At 71.5% G+C, this 17,188-nt stretch carries 15 protein-coding genes and 1 pseudogene; 8 read left to right on the plus strand and 8 right to left on the minus strand.

Annotation, left to right across the window (positions count from 1 at the left end):
• Positions 1-45 precede the first annotated feature (45 nt).
• The 6 genes and pseudogenes from atpA to Prubr_RS18430 all read left to right on the plus strand — a co-directional run bounded on the left by atpA (position 46) and on the right by Prubr_RS18430 (position 6,251).
• Entirely contained in the window at positions 46-1,686 is a 1,641-nt protein-coding gene (gene atpA, locus Prubr_RS18405) for a F0F1 ATP synthase subunit alpha (RefSeq protein WP_212827062.1), read from the plus strand.
• A 10-nt stretch (positions 1,687-1,696) separates the two neighbouring features.
• The gene (locus Prubr_RS18410) at positions 1,697-2,626 is read left to right on the plus strand and encodes a F0F1 ATP synthase subunit gamma (protein WP_212827064.1); all 930 of its coding nucleotides are present in this window, start codon (positions 1,697-1,699) and stop codon (positions 2,624-2,626) included.
• Positions 2,626-4,061: pseudogene (atpD, locus tag Prubr_RS18415) on the plus strand (F0F1 ATP synthase subunit beta). Before Prubr_RS18410 ends, atpD begins: the two are co-directional and overlap by 1 nt.
• A gap of 194 nt (positions 4,062-4,255) precedes the next feature.
• Positions 4,256-5,398, plus strand: coding sequence for an LCP family protein (locus tag Prubr_RS18420; RefSeq protein ID WP_246568989.1), 1,143 nt, complete (start codon positions 4,256-4,258; stop codon positions 5,396-5,398).
• A 100-nt stretch (positions 5,399-5,498) separates the two neighbouring features.
• Entirely contained in the window at positions 5,499-5,783 is a 285-nt protein-coding gene (locus Prubr_RS18425; protein WP_212827066.1) for a F0F1 ATP synthase subunit epsilon, read from the plus strand.
• 12 nt (positions 5,784-5,795) lie between these two features.
• Positions 5,796-6,251 (plus strand): DUF2550 domain-containing protein, encoded by a 456-nt coding sequence (locus Prubr_RS18430; protein ID WP_212827068.1) that lies wholly within the window; start codon positions 5,796-5,798, stop codon positions 6,249-6,251.
• 30 nt (positions 6,252-6,281) lie between these two features.
• On the opposite strand, the gene Prubr_RS18435 is transcribed toward Prubr_RS18430, so the two are convergent.
• Together Prubr_RS18435 and Prubr_RS18440 are read right to left on the minus strand one after the other, a co-directional pair.
• A complete protein-coding gene (locus Prubr_RS18435) occupies positions 6,282-6,698 on the minus strand; it encodes a VOC family protein (protein ID WP_212828210.1) in 417 nt (138 codons plus the stop codon).
• The gene (locus Prubr_RS18440) at positions 6,674-7,246 is read right to left on the minus strand and encodes a cob(I)yrinic acid a,c-diamide adenosyltransferase (protein WP_212827070.1); all 573 of its coding nucleotides are present in this window, start codon (positions 7,244-7,246) and stop codon (positions 6,674-6,676) included. Before Prubr_RS18440 ends, Prubr_RS18435 begins: the two co-directional genes overlap by 25 nt.
• On the opposite strand from Prubr_RS18440, the gene murA reads away from it, so the two are divergent.
• Both murA and Prubr_RS18450 read left to right on the plus strand, forming a co-directional pair.
• Positions 7,245-8,672: a UDP-N-acetylglucosamine 1-carboxyvinyltransferase gene (gene murA, locus Prubr_RS18445; protein ID WP_212827072.1), complete on the plus strand. Its 1,428-nt coding sequence runs from the start codon at positions 7,245-7,247 to the stop codon at positions 8,670-8,672. The genes Prubr_RS18440 and murA overlap by 2 nt on opposite strands.
• Before the next feature lie 152 nt (positions 8,673-8,824).
• A complete protein-coding gene (locus tag Prubr_RS18450) occupies positions 8,825-9,673 on the plus strand; it encodes a 3-hydroxyacyl-CoA dehydrogenase family protein (protein ID WP_212827074.1) in 849 nt (282 codons plus the stop codon).
• Between the two features lie 136 nt (positions 9,674-9,809).
• Here the strand turns inward: Prubr_RS18450 and Prubr_RS18455 are convergent, their stop codons facing one another.
• The 6 genes from Prubr_RS18455 to Prubr_RS18480 all read right to left on the minus strand — a co-directional run bounded on the left by Prubr_RS18455 (position 9,810) and on the right by Prubr_RS18480 (position 17,119).
• Positions 9,810-10,628, minus strand: a complete 819-nt coding sequence (locus tag Prubr_RS18455) for an ABC transporter permease (RefSeq protein ID WP_212827076.1) — start codon at positions 10,626-10,628, stop codon at positions 9,810-9,812.
• Positions 10,625-11,473, minus strand: a complete 849-nt coding sequence (locus tag Prubr_RS18460) for an ABC transporter ATP-binding protein (protein WP_212827078.1) — start codon at positions 11,471-11,473, stop codon at positions 10,625-10,627. The genes Prubr_RS18455 and Prubr_RS18460 overlap by 4 nt, the downstream gene beginning before the upstream one ends.
• 384 nt (positions 11,474-11,857) lie before the next feature.
• Complete coding sequence (locus Prubr_RS18465) at positions 11,858-12,667, minus strand: hypothetical protein (RefSeq protein WP_212827080.1); 810 nt, start codon at positions 12,665-12,667, stop codon at positions 11,858-11,860.
• Positions 12,664-15,363: an FtsK/SpoIIIE domain-containing protein gene (locus Prubr_RS18470; protein WP_212827082.1), complete on the minus strand. Its 2,700-nt coding sequence runs from the start codon at positions 15,361-15,363 to the stop codon at positions 12,664-12,666. The genes Prubr_RS18465 and Prubr_RS18470 overlap by 4 nt, the downstream gene beginning before the upstream one ends.
• Before the next feature lie 143 nt (positions 15,364-15,506).
• Complete coding sequence (locus Prubr_RS18475; RefSeq protein ID WP_246568810.1) at positions 15,507-16,409, minus strand: polysaccharide deacetylase family protein; 903 nt, start codon at positions 16,407-16,409, stop codon at positions 15,507-15,509.
• A 92-nt stretch (positions 16,410-16,501) separates the two neighbouring features.
• A complete protein-coding gene (locus tag Prubr_RS18480; RefSeq protein WP_212828212.1) occupies positions 16,502-17,119 on the minus strand; it encodes a DUF4126 domain-containing protein in 618 nt (205 codons plus the stop codon).
• Positions 17,120-17,188 lie beyond the last annotated feature (69 nt).

Here is a 17,188-nt window from a genome sequence, read left to right on the forward strand (position 1 = left end):
GATGCCGCTCCGGCGAACCCGGGCCCTGAATAGAGGAAGCAGAGGATGGCCGAGCTGACCATCTCGTCGGAGGAGATCCGCGGCGCCCTGGAGCGCTACGTCTCCTCCTACACTCCCGACATCTCCCGCGAGGAGGTCGGTACCGTCTCCGACGCCGGTGACGGCATCGCCCACGTCGAGGGTCTGCCCTCGACGATGGCCAACGAACTGCTGGAGTTCGAGGACGGCACGCTCGGCGTGGCGCTGAACCTCGACGTCCGCGAGATCGGCGCCGTGGTCCTCGGCGACTACTCCGGCATCGAGGAAGGCCAGCGGGTCAAGCGCACCGGCCGGGTGCTCTCCGTGCCGGTCGGCGACAAGTTCCTGGGCCGCGTGGTCGACGCGCTCGGCCAGCCGATCGACGGCCTGGGCGAGATCGAGGCCGAGGGCTACCGGGAGCTGGAGCTCCAGGCGCCGAACGTGATGGCCCGGCAGGGTGTCCACGAGGCCATGCAGACCGGCATCAAGGCCATCGACGCGATGACCGCCATCGGCCGGGGCCAGCGCCAGCTCATCATCGGCGACCGCAAGACCGGCAAGACCACGGTCGCGATCGACACGATCCTCAACCAGCGGGCCAACTGGGAGTCCGGCGACCCGACCAAGCAGGTGCGCTGCATCTACGTGGCCATCGGGCAGAAGGCGTCGACCATCGCCTCGGTCAAGGGCACCCTCGAGGCGCACGGCGCGATGGAATACACCACCATCGTGGCGTCGCCCGCGTCCGACCCGGCCGGCTTCAAGTACATCGCCCCGTACGCCGGTTCGTCGATCGGCCAGCACTGGATGTACGGCGGCAAGCACGTCCTGATCGTCTTCGACGACCTGAGCAAGCAGGCCGAGGCGTACCGGGCCGTGTCGCTGCTGCTGCGCCGCCCGCCGGGCCGCGAGGCCTACCCGGGTGACGTCTTCTACCTGCACTCGCGGCTGCTGGAGCGCTGCGCCAAGCTCTCCGACGAGCTGGGCGGCGGCTCGATGACCGGCCTGCCGATCATCGAGACCCGGGGTGGCGACATTTCCGCCTTTATCCCGACCAACGTCATCTCGATCACCGACGGCCAGGTCTTCCTCGAGACCGACCTGTTCAACCAGGGTGTCCGCCCGGCGATCAACGTCGGTACCTCGGTGTCCCGGGTCGGTGGCGCCGCGCAGGCCAAGCCGATGAAGAAGGTCGCCGGCCGGCTCCGCCTCGACCTCGCCCAGTACCGGGAGCTGGAGGCGTTCGCCGCCCTGGCCTCCGACCTGGACAAGGCGTCGCGTGACCAGCTGGCCCGCGGTGCCCGCCTGGTCGAGCTGCTCAAGCAGACGAACTACACCCCGTTCCCGGTCGAGGAGCAGGTGGTGTCGGTGTGGACCGGCACCGAGGGCAAGCTCGACGACGTCGCCGTCGGCGACGTGGGGCGCTTCGAGTCGGAGTTCCTGGAGTTCCTGCGGCACCGCTACGCGTCGACGCTGGCCTCGATCGCGAACAACGACTGGAACGACGACATCATCGCCAGCCTCGACGAGGCGATCGAGAAGTTCAAGCCGTCGTTCCTCGCCGGTGAGGGGGCGCCGATCAACGAGGCGCCGGCCGAGCCGCTCGCGGGCGAGCAGGACCGTGAGTCGGTGACCCGCTACACCGACCAGCCGGCCAAGAAGCAGTAGGGCGCAGCGTATGGCGGCCCAGGTTCGCGTTCTTCGCCAACGGATCCGTTCGGCGAAGGGCATGAAGAAGATCACCAAGGCGATGGAGCTCGTGGCGACGAGCCGGATCGCCAAGGCCCAGGCCCGGGTGGCGGCGTCCCTGCCGTACGCCCAGGCCATCACCGGGGTGCTGTCGGCGCTGGCCTCGAACGCGACGGTCGACCATCCGCTGCTCACCCCGCGCCCGAAGGTGCGGCGGGCCGGCGTACTGCTCGTCACCAGCGACCGCGGCCTGGCCGGCGCGTACAGCTCGAACGCGATCAAGACGGCCGAGTCGCTGATCGAGCGGCTCAAGGCCGACGGCAAGGAGCCGGTGCTGTACGTCATCGGCCGCAAGGGCGTGGCGTACTACCGGTTCCGTAACCGGCCGATCGCGGCCAGCTGGACCGGCTTCTCCGAGCAGCCGGCGTTCACCGACGCCCGGCTGGTCGGCGAGACCCTCATCCAGGCGTTCACCCACGGCGCCGACGACGAGGGCGACGACCCGGGGCCGGACGGCGTGCTGGGCGTGGACGAGTTGCACATCGTCTACACCGAGTTCAAGTCGATGATGACCCAGACCCCGGTGCCCCGGATCATCGGCCCGATGGAGGTCGAGGACCGGCCGCGGTCGGAGGGCATCCTGCCGGCGTACGAGTTCGAGCCCAACGCCGAGGCGTTGCTGGACGCCCTGCTGCCGAAGTACATCAACACGCGGATCTACGCGGCGTTGATCGAGTCGGCGGCGAGCGAGTCGGCGGCCCGTCGGCGCGCCATGAAGAGCGCGACCGACAACGCCGGTGAAGCGATCGAGAAGTACACGCGTGAGATGAACTCGGCCCGCCAGGCCGGGATCACCCAGGAGATCAGTGAGATCGTCGGCGGCGCCAACGCGCTGGCCGCGGCGGGAAGTGAAGTGTGATGACTGCTGCTGTGGAAACCAAGACGGCGACGGGCCGCGTCGTCCGGGTCATCGGCCCGGTCGTCGACGCCGAGTTCCCGCGCGACGCGATGCCGGACATCTTCAACGCCCTGCACGTCACCGTCTCCCTTTCCGGAGGCGACAAGACGCTGACCCTGGAGGTCGCCCAGCACCTGGGCGGCAACCTGATCCGGGCGATCTCGATGCAGCCGACCGACGGTCTGGTCCGGGGCGCCGAGGTGCGCGACACCGGCTCGGCCATCACCGTTCCGGTCGGTGACGGGACCAAGGGTCACGTCTTCAACGCGATCGGCGAGTGCCTCAACCTCAAGGAGGGTGAGCGCCTCGAGATCAAGGACCGCTGGGGGATTCACCGCAAGGCGCCGGCGTTCGCCGACCTGGAGCCGAAGACCGAGATGCTGGAGACCGGCATCAAGGTGCTCGACCTGCTCGCCCCGTACGTCAAGGGCGGCAAGATCGGCCTGTTCGGCGGTGCCGGCGTGGGCAAGACGGTGCTCATCCAGGAGATGATCACCCGGGTGGCCAACAACTTCGGTGGCACCTCGGTGTTCGCGGGCGTCGGTGAGCGCACCCGTGAGGGCAACGACCTCATCGCCGAAATGACCGAGTCCGGCGTCATCAACAAGACCGCGCTGGTCTACGGCCAGATGGACGAGCCGCCGGGCACCCGGCTGCGGGTCGCCCTCTCCGCGCTGACGATGGCGGAGTACTTCCGCGACGTGCAGAAGCAGGAGGTGCTGCTCTTCATCGACAACATCTTCCGCTTCACGCAGGCCGGCTCCGAGGTCTCCACGCTGCTCGGCCGGATGCCCAGCGCCGTGGGTTACCAGCCGACGCTGGCCGACGAGATGGGCGAGCTGCAGGAGCGGATCACCTCGGTCCGGGGCCAGGCCATCACCTCGATGCAGGCCATCTACGTGCCGGCCGACGACTACACCGACCCGGCCCCGGCGACCACCTTCGCGCACCTGGACGCCACCACCAACCTGGAGCGGTCGATCTCCGACAAGGGCATCTACCCGGCGGTGGACCCGCTGGCGTCCTCGTCGCGGATCCTCGCCCCGGAGTTCGTGGGCCAGGAGCACTACGCGGTCGCCTCCGAGGTGAAGCGGATCCTGCAGCGCTACAAGGACCTGCAGGACATCATCGCCATCCTCGGTATGGAGGAGCTCTCCGAGGACGACAAGATCACCGTCTCGCGGGCCCGCCGGATCGAGCGCTTCCTGTCGCAGAACACCTACGCGGCCGAGGTCTTCACCGGCATCAAGGGCTCGTACGTCCCGGTGAAGGACACCGTCGAGGCCTTCAAGAAGATCAGCGAGGGCGAGTACGACCACTTCCCGAGCAGGCGTTCTTCATGTGCGGTGGGCTCGACGACCTCGAGCGCAAGGCGAAGGAACTGATGAAGGGCTGACACCGGCCTGACGAGGGAGGTCGCACCGGCGGGTAGCCGGTGCGACCTCCCTCTTTTGCTGGGGGTTTCCTGGCAGTCGGGCGGATCACCGATCCAGCGGTGGCGCTCATGGGGCGGGGAAAGTTACTGTCGGCCCAACGCCCGGACCTGCGCGTCTGTCCGCGTCAAGGGGCGGAGCGAACGGAGGGAACGTGGTGACAAGGGTCGGCAGGCGTCCGGAAGGCGGAGATGCCCCCAGCAAGCCACGGTCCCGGATTCCCCGGTGGGCCCGGCTCTGCACCTTCTTCGGCGCGGTCCTGATGCTGCTCAGTGGTGGCGTGCTGGTCGCCACGGAGATCCTGCTGGCCCGCTATGAGGGGGCGGTGGGCAGCGGCGACCTCTTCGGCGACCAGGCGGCCGGTGCGCAGGAGCGCAGGTCGGACATCACGGGCCCGCTCAACCTGCTCCTCGTCGGCATCGATCCGCGACCCAGCGATCCCAACCGGCCGCCGCTGGCCGACTCGATCCTGGTGCTGCACGTCAACGAGAACCTCGACGGCGCCTACCTGTTCTCCCTGCCACGGGACCTCATCGTCGACATCCCCCGGTTCGACAAGGCCGGCTACCGCGGCGGCCAGGGGCGGCTCAACTCGGCGATGGAACGGGGCAGCCGGGTGCCCGGCCAGGAGGTGCCCAGCGCCGTCCAGGGCTTCGAGTTGCTTTCCCAGACGATCAGCGCCCGGACCGGCATCACCCGGTTCGACGCCGGTGCCATCATCAACTTCACCGGCTTCCAGAAGATCGTCGACGCGATGGGCGGTGTCGAGATGTACATCGACACCGACGTCAAGTCGGAGCACCGCGAACCGGACGGCCGGCACCGCAAGGGCAACCCGAACGGCGAGGGTTACATCGGGCCGCAGGCGGAGTACAAGAAGGGCATGGCACACCTGGAGGGCTGGCAGGCCCTCGACTACGTCCGCCAGCGCTACACCCTGCCCGACGGTGACTACGGCCGCCAGCGGCACCAGCAGCAGTTCATCCGGGCCATGGTCGACCAGGCGTTCAGTGCCGACGTGGTGACCAACCCGGTCAAGCTCGACGCGGTCCTGCGCGCGGCCGGCGAGTCGGTCATCTTCAGCGGGCGGGGCAACAGCGTCGTCGACTTCGGGTTGGCACTGCGTAACCTGCGTTCCAACTCGATCACGATGATGAAGCTGCCCGGCGGTGGCGTCGGCACCGGCGACAACTATCAGGGTGAGCGGTTGGAGCCGGTCGCCGAGGAGTTCTTCGCGGCGCTCAAGGCCGGCACGGTGGACGACTTCGTGATCGGCCATCCGGAGCTGATCAACAAGTAGTCGGGTTACCTGTGCCACCCGGCGTGGGCAGCCGCTGGTGGCGGGACTAGACTCGGCGCATCCGTCCCCCGCACCGGGTCGTCCCGCACAAGGAGACAGCGTGGCAAATCTGCTGCACGTCGAGGTCGTAGCCGTCGAGGAAAAGATCTGGACCGGCGAGGCCGAGATGCTCGTCGCGCGTACGACCGAGGGTGAGCTCGGTGTGCTCCCCGGCCACGCGCCGCTCCTCGGCCAGCTCGCCGAGCCCGGCCAGGTACGGATCAAGCTCGCCGGTGGCGACCAGGTCGCGTACGACGTCGACGGCGGGTTCGTCTCGGTGACCGACCGCGGCGTCACGATCCTCGCCGAGAGCGCCACGGTCGCCACTCCCGCGAACGCCCACTGATCGGCGACGTCGATGCTGATCTTGGAATGGATCGGAATCGGCGTCCTCATCCTGTGCGCGGCCGTCCTGGTGCTCTTCGTCCGGCGGGCCCTGGTGGCCCGGGCCGGCGGCACCATCCGGCTCAGTGTCCGGGTCTCGACGATGGTCGACGGTCGCGGCTGGTCACCCGGTTTCGGTCGGTTCGCCGACGACGAGCTGCGCTGGTACCGGATGTTCAGTTTTGCCATCCGTCCCAAACGGGTGCTCTCCCGTAACGGGTTGGCCGTCGAAAGCCGTCGCCAACCCGAGGGTCAGGAGTGCCTGGCCATGCCCGCCGACTGGGTGATCCTGCGGTGTACCGGCTACCAGGCCCCGATCGAGATCGCCATGGCGGAGTCGACGGTAACCGGATTCCTCTCCTGGCTCGAGGCCGCCCCACCCGGGGCGGCCTTTCCGCGCTTGACGGCCCAGGACTGGCCGGCGGCCTGAGCGGCCGCCGCCATCGGCCACCGCCGGGGGTCAGGACCCGGCGACCAGTTCGACCTCGTAGCCGTAGCCGTCGGTCAGGTAACCGGCGTAGGTCTCCGGGCCGCCCGCGTACGGGTGCCGGTCCGCGAACAGCAGTGACCAGCCGTGGTCCGGAGCCTGCGCGACCAGCCGGTCCACGGCGCCACGGGGTCCGGCGTGGAAGGCGAGATGGTTCAGGCCCGGCGCGAGCCGGTCGTGGCGGCGTGACGAGAGCGCCGGTGACTCCTCCAGCACCAGGTAGGTGCCGCCGAGCCGCCAGGAGCGACCGGCCGGCCAGTCCTGGAACGGCTCCCAGCCCAGTTCCCCGAGCAGCCAGCCCCATGCGCGGTGGGCACCGGCGAGGTCCGGTACCCACAGTTCGACGTGGTGCAGGCCTCCCGTGGTCAGCGCCGGCCTCCGGGAACCCAGAGCACGTCGCCGTCCGGGTTCGCGATTCTCCCCAGAATGAACAACAGATCCGACAGGCGATTGAGATACTTTGCCGGGAGGGGGCTGGTTCGGTCCGGTTCGTGACTGACCAATGCCCAGGCGCCTCGTTCGGCGCGTCGAGCCACCGTGCGCGCGACGTGCAGCAGGGCGGCACCGGGGGTGCCGCCGGGCAGGATGAAGGAGTCGAGCTTGGTCAGCCGGTCGTTGAACTCGTCGCACCAGCCCTCGAGCCGGGTGATGTATTCCTCGGTGACCCGCAGCGGCGGGTATTCGGGGTCCGGCTCGACCGGGGTCGCGAGATCGGCACCGACGTCGAAGAGGTCGTTCTGGACCGCGGCGAGCACGTCCCGGACCTCCTCGTCGAGCTGCCCGAGCGCCAACGCGACACCGATCGCCGCGTTGCACTCGTCGACGTCGGCGTATCCCGCGATCCGGGGATGCGTCTTCGCGACCTTCTCGTTGTTGACCAACCTTGTCGAGCCGGTGTCGCCGGCCTTGGTATAGATGCGCGTGAGGTGGACGGCCATGACGTACAGCCTACGGATGCTCGCACCGCCAGGATCCGGCCCGGCCCGGGTCGACGCCGGTACGGCCGGTGGGCTGCACCTGCCCGACGCTCCTACGATGGCCGACGTGGACGTGATCAGGGTGACCGGCGGCGCCCGCCTGGCCGGGGAGGTGCACGTCGTCGGCGCGAAGAACTCGGCGCTCAAGCTGATGGCGGCGGCGCTGCTCGCGCCCGGGCGCAGTGTGATCACCAACGTGCCCCGGATCACCGACATCGCGATCATGGCGGAGGTGCTGCGCCGGCTCGGCTGTGAGGTGTCGATCGACGACGACGAGCCGTCGCGCGCCGGGAGCGGGGTGCCGCGCTGCGCGTCCGTCACGATCGACGTACCGGCCGAGCCGGGCACCGAGGCCGACTACGACCTCGTACGCCGGCTGCGCGCCTCGATCTGCGTACTGGGGCCGCTGCTGGCCCGGCGCGGCTACGTGCGGGTGGCCCACCCGGGGGGCGACGCGATCGGCTCCCGGGGCCTGGACATGCACGTGGCCGGCCTGTCCCGGATGGGGGCCGACATCTCCGGCGAGCACGGCTTCGTGATCGCCGCGGCGCCCGCCGGCCTGCACGGGGCGAACATCTGGCTCGACTTCCCCAGCGTCGGGGCGACCGAGAACCTGCTCATGGCCGCGGTGCTGGCGGACGGGGTCACCGAGATCGACAACGCCGCCCGCGAGCCGGAGATCGTCGACCTCTGCGCGATGCTGACGCAGATGGGCGCCGACATCACCGGAGCCGGTACGTCCACGCTGCGGGTCGAGGGCGTGAGCGAGCTGCGGCCGGTGCGGCACGCGACGGTCGGCGACCGGATCGTGGCCGGCACCTGGGCGTTCGCGGCGGCGATGACCCGCGGGGACGTCACCGTCACCGGAGCCAGCCCGGCGTTTCTCGAGGTCGCCCTCGACAAGATCATTTCGGCCGGCGGGTTGGTGGAGACCCGGGCCGACGCCTTCCGGGTGCAGATGGACCGCCGACCCACCGCCGTCGACGTGGTGACCCTGCCGTTCCCCGGGTTCGCGACCGACCTCCTGCCGATGGCGATCGGGCTGGCCGCCGTCAGCGAGGGTGCCTCGCTGATCACCGAGAACATCTTCGACGGGCGCTTCATGTTCGTCAACGAGATGGTCCGGCTGGGCGCCGACGTCAAGACCGACGGACACCACGCGGTGGTCCGCGGACGGGAGCGGCTGTCCAGCGCACCGGTACGCGCCACCGACATCCGCGCCGGAGCCGGCCTGGTGATCGCCGGGCTCTGCGCCGACGGCATCACCGAGATCTCCCACGTGCACCACATCGACCGCGGCTATCCCGACTTCGTCACCGACCTGCGGGCGCTGGGCGTGGAGGTCGAGCGCGCTCTCGCACCCGAAGAGGCGACCTTCACCCTCTGAGGCGTGGTCGCACCTCCCGGGCGTCATTCCCCCTCTGAGGCATCGTTAAGGATTGCCGGTTAGGGTGCTCGCATCGGCGGTACGGCGGTGTCCGTGCCGCGCGAGCGGCGCGGGCGCCCGCCCGCGGTCAGCCCACGGCGAGGGAGATGCAGATGGCGGGTCGACTGGCGGTCATCGGGGCCGGTCTGATGGGTTCGGGAATCGCGCAGGTGGCGGCACAGGCCGGCTGGCAGGTGACACTGCGCGACCTGGACGACGCGGCGACCGGGCGGGGACTGGCCGGCATCCGGCGGTCGCTGGAGAAGTTCGCCGCCAAGGGCACCATCGGCGCCGACGACGTCGAGGCCACGCTGGCGCGGATCAGCCCGACCACCGAGCTGGAGGCGGCGGCCGACGCCGACATCGTCGTCGAGGCGGTCTTCGAGAAGATCGAGATCAAGCACGAGGTCTTCCGGGCGCTCGACAAGATCTGCAAGGCCGACGCGGTGCTGGCCACCAACACCTCCGCCATTCCGGTCACCCAGATCGCGGCGGTCACCGACCGGCCGGAATCGGTGGTCGGCACGCACTTCTTCTCGCCGGTGCCGATGATGAAGCTCTGTGAACTCGTACGCGGCTACCGGACCTCCGACGAGACGCTCGCGACCGCGCGGTCCTTCGCCGAGGAGGTCGGCAAGACCGTCGTGGTGGTCAACCGCGACATCGCCGGCTTCGTCACCACCCGGCTGATCGCCGCGCTGGTGGTCGAGGCCGTCAAGCTCGTCGAGTCCGGCGTGGTGTCGTCCGAGGACCTCGACACCGCCTGCAAGCTGGGCTTCGGTCACGCGATGGGGCCGCTGGCGACCACCGACCTGACCGGTGTCGACGTGCTGATGCACGCCGCGAAGAACATCTACACGGACACGGGCGACCCGAAGTTCTTCCCGCCGGAGCTGCTTCAGCGCATGGTCACCGCCGGCGCCCTGGGCCGCAAGTCCGGCCAGGGCTTCTACGAGTACTGAGCCCGCCCGACGCCCCGCTTGCCCGCCCGCCTCGCCCTTGATCCCCGTGATCAGGGATCGGGGCGGGCGTGTTGTCGGCGTGTCGACGTATGTGCTCCCTGATCACGCGGATCATCAGGGCGCGGAACCGACGGGGTCAGCCGTCGCGTTTGGTCGTCCAGCGGAAGGTGGTCAGGCAGAGGACCAGGCCGATCACGCACCAGGCGGCGAGGACCAGCGCCACCCGACCCAGCTCGAAGGAGCCGCCGGGTTCCTGGGCGCCGAACGACTCGGGCAGGAAGACCGACCGCAGCCCCTGACACATCCACTTGAGCGGGAAGATCGCCGCCACCTGCTGCATCCAGCCCGGCAGGCTGGTGAAGACGAAGAACACCCCGGAGATGAACTGCAGCACCAGGGCCACCGGGGTCACCACCGCCGAACCGCTGCGGGCCGTACGGGCCAACGACGAGAACGCGATCCCGCACAGCGTGCACGCCGCGATCCCGAGCACCGACACCCAGCCGAAGGTGAGCCACTTGCCGAGCGTGCCCGGCAACCGCAGGTCGAAGAGCGCGACCGATACGGCGAGCAGCAGCGCGGTCTCGGCGATCCCGATCACCACGACCATGATGACCTTGCCGGCGAAGTAGACCCACTTCGGCATCGGCGTACCGCGCAGCCGCTTGAGCACGCCGCGGTCGCGCTCGATGGGGATCCAGATGCCCAGGTTCTGGAAGCTGACCGTCATCAGGCCGGTCGCGATCATGCCGGTGATGAAGTACTGCGTGTAGCTGACCGCGGGCGCGATCTCGTCGTTGAAGATCGCCGCGAAGATCAGGATCATGATCACCGGGAAGCCCATGGTGAAGACCACGGACTCCCGGCTACGCAGGAACTGCCGCAGCTCCAGCCCGCCCTGGCGCAGGGCCAGCCGGACCGGGCCGACCAGCGGCGGAGAGGCGACCGTGGTCATTGGTGTCCGATCATCGTGAGGTAGATGTCCTCCAGCGTCGGCCGGGTGACGGTCAGGCCGGGCACCTCACCGCCGTACCGCTCGGCCAGCTCCGTGACCAGCGCCGTCGGCGTCGCCGTCTCGGCCCGCTCCACCGCGCCGTCCGGCGTCCGCCAGCGCACCGTGGCCAGCGCCTTCTCCCGGTTGCCGAGCCGGGCCGGCGGCGCCACCTCGACCACCCGGCCGGCGGCGATCACCCCGACCCGGTCGGCGAGCGCCTCGGCCTCGTCGAGGTAGTGCGTGGTCAGCACGATCGTGGTGCCGGTCGCGGACAGATCGCGGATCAGCTCCCAGAACTCGCGCCGCGCCTCGGGGTCGAACCCGGTCGTCGGCTCGTCGAGGAAGAGCAGTTCGGGGCGGCCGATGATGCCCAGTGCCACGTCGAGCCGGCGCCGCTGCCCGCCGGACAGCGAATGGGTCCGGGCCTTCGCCTTCGCCGTGAGACCGACCCGTTCGATCACCTGGTCCGGATCGTCCGGCGCCGGGTAGAAGCCGGTGAAGTGGCGTACGACCTCGCCGACGGTCAGCTCGTCGAACTCGCCGGTACCTTGCAGGACGATGCCGACCCGGGCCCGCCACCGCTGGTCGGCGTGGGCGGGGTCGACACCGAGCACCGTCACGTCACCCGCGTCACGCCGGCGGTAGCCCTCCAGGATCTCCACCGTGGTCGTCTTGCCCGCACCGTTCGGGCCGAGCAGCGCGAAGATCTCGCCGCGGCGTACCTCCAGGTCGACGCCGTCGACCGCGGTGTTGGCGCCGTACGACTTGCGTATCCCCCGTGCGGAGATCGCGAGACCGTCAGTCATGGCGTCAACTATCCGGGTCCGGCGATGTTCGCCGGCAGCCGGGGTCGCCGACCTGGCCCCGGACCGTCTGCCCGTTCGCCCGCACCGGCGGGCGTGATCTTCTCGACCGAGGGGAGGTCGTGCAGGTTTCGTCGCGCCGACCGCTGTCGCGATCGGGTGACGACCGAAGGGAGGTTGCTGTTGCGGTCCACAGCGAATTCGTTGTGGATACGCCGGAATCGCTGTGGGGCGGGACAGTGGTACCGCGTCCCGGATGGGCGGTGTCCGCGAGCTTTGATCGTTTGCAGCCCAGGCACCCCGACACGCCGGGATCGGAATGCCTGAGCCGCAGACGATCAACCCGGGGACGGTGTGAGTGCCCGGGGCGGTGGGGACCGGCGGCGGTCAACGGGTGAGAGTCAGGGAGAGGATGGTGCCGGCCGCCATGCCGCCGAGGAGCAGCAGGCCGGTTGCGCCCCCGTCGAGCCGGCTGCCCACATGTCGGAGCCACACGGCCACCGGTGGGATCGCGCTGAACGGCGCGACCAGGAACACCAGCCAGCCCAGCACGCGGGGCAGCGACGTCGCGCCGTCCGGTGCGACCGCGACCAGGCCGGCCGCGACGAGACCGGTGAGCGCGGCCAGCGCCGCCCCGACCACCGGCAGGAAGGGCAGCACCAGCCGGGGTACGGGGCTCCGGGGCGCTCCGGGGTGGGCGGCGGCGATCCGCCGCCCGGCCCGCTCCAGCGCCCGCGCCGCCGGCGACAGCCCGTCGTCCAACCGGCCCGCCCCACTCGGGCCCGTCCCACCCGGGCCCGTCCCGCCCGGGAACACTCCGCCCGCGCCGGCCCATGCCGTGGGCTCACCGCCCGCGCCGGCCCATGCCGTGGGCTCACCGCCCGTGCCGGCCCACGCCACCGGCTCACCCGCCGACCCGTCGGGCTCGGGCAGGTCGCCGACCCGCCGCCCGGGCCAGCGACGAAGTGCCCGTAGCTCCGCCCACAGCCGGGCCGCCTCCCGGTCGACCCGGCGGACGGTCTCGGCGTCCGCGGTGGCCCGCCGATCGGCGGCCCGTGCGTCGGCGGCCGCCCGGGCCAGTTCCGCCGAGGCGGCCGCCACGCCCTCGTCGTACGCCCGGTCGGCGGCGGCGAGGGCGGCGTCCCGGCGGGCCGCCGCCGCGCCGAGTTCGGCGATCAGCCGGCCGTAACCGGTCACGCGGCGTCCGCCGGCAGTTCGTACGGGATGACCAGTTCCGGCGTACGGTGCACCGACCGGTCGAAGAAAAGTCCGCGGTGCGGGCGGGGGTACCAGTCCGGCCCACCCGGCTGGGGGCAGAGTGGCCCCAGCTCACCGCCGTGTACGTCGAGCGCCACCCAGGCGCCGATCGCGTCGAACCGGGCACCGATCCCGCCGAGGTCGTCGCGTAGCCGGGGGACGGTGCGCCACCAGCCGAGCAGGTGCACGCGGTGCTCGGGTCCCCGGGCGAGCACCGCGCGCAACCGCTCGTGACCGGTCGGGCCGCCACCCGCCGGTTTGTCGGCCAGCCTGCCGGCCACCGCGTCGAAGGCGTAACCGACCACGTAGTGGGGCTGGTCCGGTACGGCACCGGTCAACCCGTCGGCCAGTTCGGTGAGGAGTTCGTCGACGGTGTCCGGGTCGTACCAGTGGGCGTCGGGCAGCGCGGCGTGCAGCAGCCGGGCCGCGTGGTCGGCGTCGCCGTCCAGGCAGGCGATGCTGAACCGGGCGGCCGGTACCTGGGCCGCCAGCGACCGGGCCGCCGATCCGAGCACGGCGCACGCCTCACCGGTCCGGGACCCGAGTACGGCAAGGTTGCGGCCGGGCACCCGACCGAGCCGTACGACGGCCGGCCGGCCCCGTACGTCGATCGTCTCGCCGACCACCGCGGCCGGCGGTCCGGTACGCCCGTCCGGATCGGCGGCGGCCAGGTCGGGGAAGTGGCCGGCGGCCGGGAAAACCGGTACGGCGTCGCCGTCGAAGAGGCGGGGCGGCGGCAGGCCGTCGGGTCGGGCGTGCCACTGCTCGTCCTGCAACACCCGCCAGCCGGCCCGGTCGCCGGCGTCCGGCAGCCGGACGATCCGGTTGGCGTCCGGTACGCCGGAGTCGGTGTTCACCACCGCGTGGAACCGGGGGACCGCGTCGGCGGCGGTGTTGGTCTCGGCCAGGATCCGGCGCGCCTTCGGCAGGGCGATCCGCAGGGTGAACTGGGCGATCAGCGCCGACCGCCCCCACAGCGCCTCGATGCCGGAGACGTCCTGCGAGGCGAGTACCAGATGGATGCCCTGCGAGCGGCCCCGGCGGGCCAGGTCCTCCAGCAGGTTCACCGCCTCGGCGGCGACCGGGTCCCGTCCGGTCACCAGCACCTGGAACTCGTCGATCACGGCGACGATCCGGGGCCAGTGGCCGCCCGGGTCCTCGGCCCGCAGCTCGGCGAGCTTGCTCGCGTCGTACCTCTTGGCCGCGCGGGCCCGGCGGCGCAGCTCGTCGGCGAGGTGCCGCAGCATCGCCAGGCCGAATTCGCGGTCGGAGTTGATGTTGACGCCGACGAGCCGTACCTGGGGCAGCCAGCTCGGGTCGCGCGGGCTCGGCGCGAACCGCGCGAACGACACGCCCTCCTTGAAGTCGAGCAGATACAGTGCCAGCTCGTCGGGGGAGTAACGGGCGGTCAACGCGCCCAGCCAGGCGTAGAGCAGGTTCGTCTTGCCGGCTCCGGAGGGGCCGCCGACCAGGGCGTGCGGCGGGTCGTCGCCGAGCGCCACCTCGACGAGCTCACCGTCCGGCCCGGCGCCGACGGGTGCGCCGAGCCCGGCCGCCGAACCGTGCGTCCACAGTTTCTCCGGCGCGAGGTCGGCGAACCGGACCGGCGGCGGGCCGGCGACCAGTCGCTCGGCGAGTTCCCGGCAGAACGCGGCGACCCGGCCGGCCGGCGGCGCGGGGTCCGGGCGGACCGGCAGGGCGGCGAGGCTGGCACAGCGGACCCGGCCGCCGGCGACCGTGACGGACTCCACCGCCGGTCCCGGCCGCACCGGCAGGCCCCGGCTGACGACGTGTACGCCGCAGGCGATCCCGGTCCGCACGATCCGGTCGAGCTGGGCCCGCTGGGCGGCGGTCAGTTCGGCGGCGGTCGCCGCGTCGCCGAGCAGCACCAGCAGCCGCCACGGCTCGGGCCGCCGCCGGCCGGCCGCGGTGATGTCGGCGAGGCTGGCGTACTCGCCGGCGAGCACGCTCTCGTTGATCCGGCGGATCTGCTCCACCAGGTCGTCGAGCGTGCCGGTCAGCCCGCCCGGGCCGACGAAGCCGAGCAGTCCGGCGGCGCCCAGCGGGGCGAATCCGGCGAGGCCGCCGCCGAGGTGCTCGGGGTCGTAGACGGTGATCCGTACGTCGCCCGGGCGGGTCGAGCCGAGCACCCGCAACAGCAGGCCGGCGATGATCCCGTCCACCACGGCCCGGTCACCGGTGAGGGTGAGGTGGGTCCGGTCGAGCAGCGGCAGCAGGGCCGGCACGTTCGGCCCGCACTCACCGGGCCGGTCGGAGCCGATGGTGCCGATCCGCAGCAGCCCGCCACCGCCGCCGACCGACGGCTCGACCGGCGCCCAGTCCCGCCACGGCGCGCCGGCCGCGCCCGGCGCCTGTACGCCCGCCACGCCGGCGATGTCGGCGGCGAGGCGGGTGGACTCGCGCAGGTAGTGGCGGGTGATCTCGCGCCGGGTGGTGGCCCGGGCCTCGGTCAGCTGGGCCAGGCAGGCGGCGTGCGCGGCGCGTACGACCGCGTGCCGGGCGGCTGTGCGGGACCGGGCCGACCCGGCCGAGGCGGAGGCCAGCCGGGCGAGCCCGCGGGCGGCGGCGACGTCGCGGGTGACGGCGGCGAGCAGTCCGCTCCACCGGCTAGCCACCAGGCCACCCGTCCGGCAGGCCGACCTGGACAGCCGCTGTCACCCAGGCGACGTTCGCCAACGGACCCCCGACGATCGAATCGCGCCTACTTTATCCCTTTTGTCAGAGTTGTCCCTTCGGGTGTCGCCGCGTGTCGCGCCGGTCAGGTCGCGGCCAGCACCTCCGACAGCAGGGCCGGCTGCAGCCCGCGCTCCCGCAGGCCGGCCAGGATGTGCGGCAGCGCCTCGTCGGTCATCGCGGCGTTCTCCTCGGTGACGTGCATGATGATCACCGACCCGGCCTGGACCTTCGACAGCACCGCCGTCACGATCGGCTTCCACGCGGTCGCGAACGGATCGCCGCTCACCACGTCGCCGTCCACCACCGTCAGGCCGAGCGGGGCCAGCGCCGACAGCGCCGTACCGTCGTGGCAGAGCCCGGGAAACCGGAAGTAGCGGGTCTGCCGTCCGCCGTACGCCTCGACGACCTCGAACGTCTTCGCCACGTCGGCGGTCATCCGGGAGACCGGCAGCCGGGGCAGGCCGTAGCAGTCACCGGTGAACGCCTCGTGGCCGTAGGTGTGGTTGGCCAGTTCGAACCGGTCGTTGCCGGCGATCCGGCGGGTCACCTCCGGATACCGCTCCACCCACTTGCCGGTCAGGAAGAACGTCGCGGGCAGCTCCTCGCGTTCCAGCAGATCCAGGATCTTCAGGTTCGCGTACGACTTGGCCTGGCCGGTGCGCAGGCTGTGGAGCATCCCGTCGGTCATGTCGGCGTCGAAGGTCAGGGCGACCCGGTTGCCCGTCCGCGCACCGTGGTTGACCACCGGCGGCCGGGTGCCGGGGCGGGTCGCGCCGGGCGGGGGCGGCGCCACGGTCGGCGACGGGGAGGTCGCAGCGGACGGCACCGGCGCGGTGGCCGTCGGGGCCGACGCGCCGCCGAACCTGGCGTCCACGTCGGTGCCCCCGGTTCCACCCACGAGGCCGACGACCAGCGCGGTGGTGCCGGCCAACGTGGCCAGGACGGCGACGACGGTGAGGAGACGGGTGGGCAGCGACTTCAGCACGAGCCGGATCATTCCAGCCCGGGCCGGCGACCGGGGCGGCTACCCACGGATCCCGGTAACGCCGCGTAGGTGGTGCGGGGGTCGACGTACCCCTAGACCCGGAAGCCGGCGGCCCGGGCCGCCTCGCGCTCCGCGCGCCGGCTCCGCCGGCGCCGCCGCAACCAGAACCAGAAGACCACCATCGCCAGCAGGAACAGGATCACCAGCACCGGGAGCAGGATGGCGGCCACCGACATCACCACGCTCGTGGCGTCCTCGGCCGTGCTCGCCACCGGCGCCCCGAATCCCGCCGTCATCGTGTTGATCACCGGGCGGGCCGCCGACTTCGCCCCGTGCACGCCGAGCGCGATGAGTACCCCGGCCACGATCGGCACCCACTGGTTGGAGGCGAAGAACTGGCCGGGGTCGGTGACCGTCACGGTCTCCGAACTCGACCCGGCGCCGAACGCCAGGCCGCCGGCCGTCGGCCGGACCGCCGTCTGCACCACGTCGTTGATGTGGTCGACCACCGGCACCTTGTCGGCGACCATCTCCACGACCAGCAGCACGGCGAGGATGCCGAGCACCCAACCGTTGGACAACCACTGCCACCCGGCCGGCAGGTCGATGACGTCGGTGTATCTGCCCAGCAGCCCCATCGTGAGCAGGGGAATGTAGGCGTTCAACCCGGCCGATGCGGCAAGACCGGTCCCCGTCAACGCTTCCAGCACGCTCACCAGCATCGCACCGCCGCGCCAGCGCCGCCGCCGTGGCCGCGGGCGGCTCCGCTACCCTCGTCG

Origin of the sequence: Polymorphospora rubra, assembly GCF_018324255.1 — a bacterium.
GTDB lineage: Bacteria > Actinomycetota > Actinomycetes > Mycobacteriales > Micromonosporaceae > Polymorphospora > Polymorphospora rubra.

What these genes read in the sequence shown, in the direction of transcription:
- atpA (WP_212827062.1), top strand. Translation starts at nt 46, where the DNA reads ATGGCCGAGCTGACCATCTCGTCGGAGGAGATCCGCGGCGCCCTGGAG.
- Prubr_RS18410 (WP_212827064.1), top strand. Translation starts at nt 1,697, where the DNA reads ATGGCGGCCCAGGTTCGCGTTCTTCGCCAACGGATCCGTTCGGCGAAG.
- Prubr_RS18430 (WP_212827068.1), top strand. Translation starts at nt 5,796, where the DNA reads ATGCTGATCTTGGAATGGATCGGAATCGGCGTCCTCATCCTGTGCGCG.
- murA (WP_212827072.1), top strand. Translation starts at nt 7,245, where the DNA reads ATGACGTACAGCCTACGGATGCTCGCACCGCCAGGATCCGGCCCGGCC.
- Prubr_RS18440 (WP_212827070.1), bottom strand. Translation starts at nt 7,246, where the DNA reads ATGGCCGTCCACCTCACGCGCATCTATACCAAGGCCGGCGACACCGGC.
- Prubr_RS18450 (WP_212827074.1), top strand. Translation starts at nt 8,825, where the DNA reads ATGGCGGGTCGACTGGCGGTCATCGGGGCCGGTCTGATGGGTTCGGGA.
- Prubr_RS18455 (WP_212827076.1), bottom strand. Translation starts at nt 10,628, where the DNA reads ATGACCACGGTCGCCTCTCCGCCGCTGGTCGGCCCGGTCCGGCTGGCC.
- Prubr_RS18460 (WP_212827078.1), bottom strand. Translation starts at nt 11,473, where the DNA reads ATGACTGACGGTCTCGCGATCTCCGCACGGGGGATACGCAAGTCGTAC.